Genomic DNA, 5,005 nt, shown 5'->3' on the forward strand with positions numbered 1-5,005 from the left:
TTCCGCTGCATTAAAGGCCTGAATGGCCTTCTCTAAAATAAGATCCACCGCTTGAACATTGAATTCCAGAAACTCTGTCAGGGATTCCCCCACAACGGAGTCCACCACGCCGCGCACTTCCATGTTGCCCAGCTTGGTTTTTGTCTGTCCCTCAAACTCAGGCTCCGGCACTTTGACGGAGAGCACAGCCGTCAACCCCTCACGGATGTTCTCGCCAGATAAATTCGAATCCGCTTCCTTGCGCTTGTTGCGCTTCCTGGCCAGGGTGTTGAGCGTGCGGGTGAGTACGGCCTTGAAGCCTTCCAAATGGGTACCACCATCCACGGTGCGAATGTTATTAGCAAAACCAAGCATACTATCCGAATAGGCATCGGCACACCACTGTAAAGCTGCTTCCACCTGAACGCCGTCTTTCTCCCCCTGCACGAAAATAATGTCCCTGTGGAGGGGATCTTTGTCCTGGGTCATGTAAGCCACGTATTCCTTGATGCCACCCTCGTAAAAGTAGGTTTCCCGGTGAGGGTTACCCGCTTCATCCAGAGCCTCCGGGCGACCGTCGGAAAACAGGATGTTGACGCCGCCGTTGAGATAGGCCAGCTCCCGCAACCGTACCGCCAAGGTGGGGAAATCAAAGCCGATGCCTCCGGTAAAGATGTCCCTGTCCGGACAAAACCGCACCGTTGTCCCGCGCCGGCCCCAGTGGGGATCGTCCTTGCCAAGGACACGGCTCTGCAGAGGCCCCTGGGCGACGCCCTTCTCGAAGCGCTGGCGGTGCTCTTGGTCTTGTCGGTAGACAACCACCTCCACCCAGGCGCTCAAGGCATTCACCACAGACACCCCCACCCCGTGGAGCCCCCCGGACACCTTGTAGCCGCCACCGCCAAACTTCCCGCCGGCATGGAGAACGGTCAGCACGGTCTCCAGCGCAGACTTTCCGGTGCGGGGATGAAGATCGGTGGGAATGCCGCGGCCGTTGTCCCTCACTTCGGCAGAGCCGTCCCCATGGAGATGCACCTGGATCTCGGTGCAATGCCCAGCCAGGGCTTCGTCCACGGCATTGTCCACCACTTCATAGACCAGATGGTGAAGACCCCGGGGACCGGTGCTGCCGATGTACATGCCCGGGCGCTTGCGCACAGGCTCCAGCCCTTCCAGGACCTGGATCTGCGCTGCGCCGTAGTCCGCCTGAACTTTGTTGGTCTCCACCGTTGGTCCCTGGCTCACCATGGTTGCCGAGGCCCTTGATTTTGGCTGGACCGGGACGGCCTGCAAAAACACTGTAAGTGGTGCAAAAGTGCTGCCGGGGTCAACTCTGGTCCTATCCTACCATCGGACTTCCCAGACTCGACGACGATATTTCAAGACAAGATCGGAGTGTCCCCATGGGTCACTGGCAACCAGGCCTCATCGTGATCCTTGGCCCCACGGCCAGCGGCAAGTCTGCCCTGGCCCTGGACATGGCCTGCCGCCTTGACCTCCCCATCCTCAACGGGGACTCCCGCCAAGTGTACCGGGGGATGGACGTGGGGACCGCCAAGGCCACCCCGGCGCAGCAGCGCCTGGCGCCCCATTGCCTGCTGGATCTGCGAGATCCCGACCAACCCATGACGGTCCAGGAGTTCCAGGCCCTGGCCCGGCAATGCATTCTTCGGTTTCACCGGCGCGGGATCACCCCGCTGCTGGTGGGAGGCAGCGGGCTCTACCTAGCGGCCGTTATCCAGGGACTGTGCCCCCCGGCGCTGCCGCCCCAACCGGCCCTGCGGCGCCAACTCACCGCCTTGGGGCAGCTCCACTGCCACGGGTTGCTGCGCTGTGCCGATCCCGTGGCCGCCCACCGCATTCACCCCAACGACACAGTACGGACCCAACGGGCGCTGGAAGTGATCTACGGTACCGGCTGTGCCCATTCCCTCCAACAACGCCGCCGTCCTCCCACCTATCCCGTCCTGGAAATTGGCCTGGCCCCGGAGGATCTCCACCAGCGCATTCACCGGCGTACCGCAGCCATGGTGACCGGCGGCCTGCTGGAAGAAACGCAACAACTCATGGAGCGCTTCGGGCCGGAGTTGCCGCTCCTGCAGACCATGGGCTACCGGGAGGCTTGTCAACTGCTGAAGGGGCGCATGGACCGTCAGCAGGCCGTGGCTGCCATCAACCGTCGCACCCGCCGGTATGCCAAGCGGCAGCTCACCTGGTTTCGTGGGCAACATCAGGCCCACTGGCTCACCAGCCCCCAGCTACAGCACTGGCACATCCTCAACCAAGATCTGCGACAAAACATTGTGGATTTGGTGAGAAAACCGACCGACGGCCCACCCGCCTCGGCTTAGGGTAAATTTCGATTCAGGGCTTCTCGTCGGCCCTCACTTCACCCGCCACCGCAAATTTGGCCCCCCGTCCCCGCTTTGATCGCCGTCTCCCGGTCCGCGAGCTCCCCAACATCAATGAGCGGATCACCTATCCCACCCTGCGGGTTGTTGATGCGGACGGAACCCAGCTTGGCGTCATCAGCCGGGACGAGGCGTTACAGGTTTCCCAGGAGCGGGAGTTGGACTTAGTGCTGGTGAGTGAAAAGGCCAATCCACCCGTCTGCCGGGTGATGGACTACGGCAAGTTCAAGTTCGAGCAGGAGAAAAAGGCCAAGGAAGCCAAGAAAAAGTCCCACCAGACCGAGGTGAAGGAGGTGAAAATGCGCTACAAGATTGACCAGCACGACTACGACGTGCGCATCAGGCAGGCCAGCCGGTTCCTCAAGGCCGGTGACAAGGTGAAATGTACGGTCATCTTCCGCGGTCGGGAGATCCAGCACGTCAGCCTAGCGGAAAAGCTGCTGTTCCGCCTGGCTGGTGATTTGGAGGAGCAGGCAGAAGTCCAGCAGACGCCCAAACGGGAAGGGCGCAACATGATCATGTTCCTGACACCGCGCCGTACACCGCTTGTAAAGTCCAACAAGCCCACCCGGCCAGGCAGCAGCAATCCAACCGTCAAGAGCGGCCCGGCCTCGTCCAACGGGGAGCACCCCCGGTCCCGATCTCGTCGTCCGGCGAACTCCAGTCCAGCCGTTGTGGCTGGGGATGGGACCATGCCGTAGGCTTGTGACAGTTGCCAACTGTCCACGTGCGCTTCCACGTGCAACCCGATATCGCTGTGTCGGCCTCTTTGCAACTGTACACTCAACTGTCCTTTGCCATTGCATCCCGGTTCTATCTTCCTGGACATCGCCTCCCCAGCACACGGCAGTTGGCCATGCAGACCAACCTGCATCGCAACACGGTCAGCAAGGTCTATCGGCAACTGGAGGCCCATGGCATCGTCGAGGCGGTAGCCGGCTCCGGGGTGTACGTGCGCAGTCAAACTCCCACCAATTCAAAACAGACCAATTCCAAACGGCAAGGCGGCCAGCGCGGTGTTGCCGGCCCACACCCTGGCCAAAGCCAGGAGGTGGAGCATTACATTAACACCCTGCTCTGTGGCGGCCTCACTCTGCAAGAAGCTTTGCACCAGCTCACCACGGACATCAACTGGCGCATCAGTTGTGGTGTCCAAGTGCTGGTGAGTACGCCGCAGGAGGATCTGGGGGCTGCCCACCTTATGGCCAGGGAGTTGACCACGTTGCCGATTCCTGTGGCGGCGGTTCCCCTGGAATGCCTGGGCCGGCACTTGGCGGCCCTGAGCCGGGACGGCAAGAAGGCCACAGTGGTGACCAGCCGCTATTTCCTCAAGCCGGCAGAGGAGGTGGCCAGGGCCCATCAAATGCGTTGCCTGGCACTGGATCTCAACTCCTTTGATGATGAACTCAACCTGATCGCCCAACTCCGGACCGACACCTGCGTAGGCTTTGTGAGCATCAGTTCCGGGATCCTCCGCGCAGCAGAATTGATTCTCCAGGCCCAGCGCGGTCAACAGTTGCTGGTGATGACCGCTGTGGTGGAACTGGATACCCCCCCCCATGCCGGGAGGAAGCAACTGCTGAGTCTTTGCAGAGCCTCGGGCACGGTCCTGTGCGATCAACCCAGCCATCCCGTGGTGGAGGCCACCATTCGTCAGCACCGTTCCCAGATGCTGCGGGTCCCCAATCTCCACTGTGTTGACCATTACCTGCGCCCGGGGACCGTGGACATGCTGAGCAGAAAGATGGGTCTGGGCAGACTTGCTGCCTGAGTTCAGCCCCTCTGCACAGGCCGGGACCAGCGACTGTCAGGATGGATGCTGAATCCACCCCATGGTCATGCGCACGCTTTTGGCTGACTTCCGGATGATTCGGGAGCGGGACCCGGCAGCCCGGAACTGGCTGGAGTCCCTAACCTGCTACCCGGGCTTCCATGCTTTGGTGCTGCATCGCTTCAGCCATAAGCTCTGGCACCTGGGGCTGCCGCTGCTACCTCGCCTCATCTCCCATCTCGGGCGCCTGCTGACGGGTGTGGAGATTCACCCTGGCGCCCGTATTGCCGGCGGGGTGTTCATTGACCACGGGATGGGTGTGGTGATTGGCGAGACCACGGAGATTGGTGAGGGCTGCACCCTCTATCAGGGGGTGACCCTGGGGGGGACAGGCAAGGAAACCGGCAAACGCCATCCCACCCTGGATCGCAACGTGGTTGTGGGCGCTGGCGCGAAGGTGCTGGGGGCCATCACCATTGGCGCCGACACCCGCGTGGGCGCCGGCTCGGTTGTGGTCAAAGACGTGCCCCGCCACTGCACGGTGGTGGGTGTACCGGGCCGGGTGATTCACCGCTCCGGAGTGCGGGTGGATCCCCTGGCCCACTCCCAGCTTCCGGATGCGGAGGCCCGGGTCATCCGCAACCTCATGGACCGCATTGACGCTTTGGAGGGGGAGGTGGTTGCCCTGCAGGAGTGTCTGCGGGACGTGGCGGCTGGACGACCACTGCGTCCCCGCTGTGCCGGGCAGGCCCAGAGCCTGCAAGATCGGGAGATCATCGAGTTCTTCAATAACCCGAGTCTTGAATAAGGGGACGCGAGGGAGGGTGGTCCTGGCTGGGCTCGT

5 protein-coding genes are annotated in these 5,005 nt (G+C 62.0%); 4 read left to right on the forward strand and 1 reads right to left on the reverse strand.

What is annotated here, in order from left to right; translation table 11 throughout:
* Positions 1-1,227: ATP-binding protein (locus FLM9_RS03280; RefSeq protein ID WP_257242986.1), on the reverse strand; the 1,227-nt coding region annotated here is incomplete at its 3' end.
* 155 nt (positions 1,228-1,382) lie between these two features.
* On the opposite strand from FLM9_RS03280, the gene miaA reads away from it, so the two are divergent.
* The 4 genes from miaA (at position 1,383) to cysE (ending at position 4,969) form a co-directional block, all read left to right on the forward strand.
* Positions 1,383-2,330, forward strand: coding sequence for a tRNA (adenosine(37)-N6)-dimethylallyltransferase MiaA (gene miaA / locus FLM9_RS03285; RefSeq protein ID WP_074457245.1), 948 nt, complete (start codon positions 1,383-1,385; stop codon positions 2,328-2,330).
* Between the two features lie 56 nt (positions 2,331-2,386).
* Positions 2,387-3,091, forward strand: a complete 705-nt coding sequence (infC, locus tag FLM9_RS03290; RefSeq protein WP_074457246.1) for a translation initiation factor IF-3 — start codon at positions 2,387-2,389, stop codon at positions 3,089-3,091.
* A gap of 56 nt (positions 3,092-3,147) precedes the next feature.
* Positions 3,148-4,161, forward strand: coding sequence for a GntR family transcriptional regulator (locus FLM9_RS03295; protein ID WP_306806779.1), 1,014 nt, complete (start codon positions 3,148-3,150; stop codon positions 4,159-4,161).
* Between the two features lie 61 nt (positions 4,162-4,222).
* Positions 4,223-4,969 carry a serine O-acetyltransferase gene (gene cysE, locus FLM9_RS03300; RefSeq protein WP_074457248.1) on the forward strand — a complete coding sequence of 249 codons (747 nt, stop codon included), beginning with the start codon at positions 4,223-4,225 and terminating at the stop codon, positions 4,967-4,969.
* The last annotated feature ends 36 nt before the right edge of the window (positions 4,970-5,005 follow it).

This window comes from Candidatus Synechococcus spongiarum (assembly GCF_900047545.1).
Classification (GTDB): Bacteria; Cyanobacteriota; Cyanobacteriia; order PCC-6307; family Cyanobiaceae; genus Synechococcus_B; species Synechococcus_B spongiarum_C.

Excerpts from the sequence above, each read along its gene's own strand:
- miaA (WP_074457245.1), top strand. The coding sequence starts at position 1,383 with ATGGGTCACTGGCAACCAGGCCTCATCGTGATCCTTGGCCCCACGGCC.
- cysE (WP_074457248.1), top strand. The coding sequence starts at position 4,223 with ATGGTCATGCGCACGCTTTTGGCTGACTTCCGGATGATTCGGGAGCGG.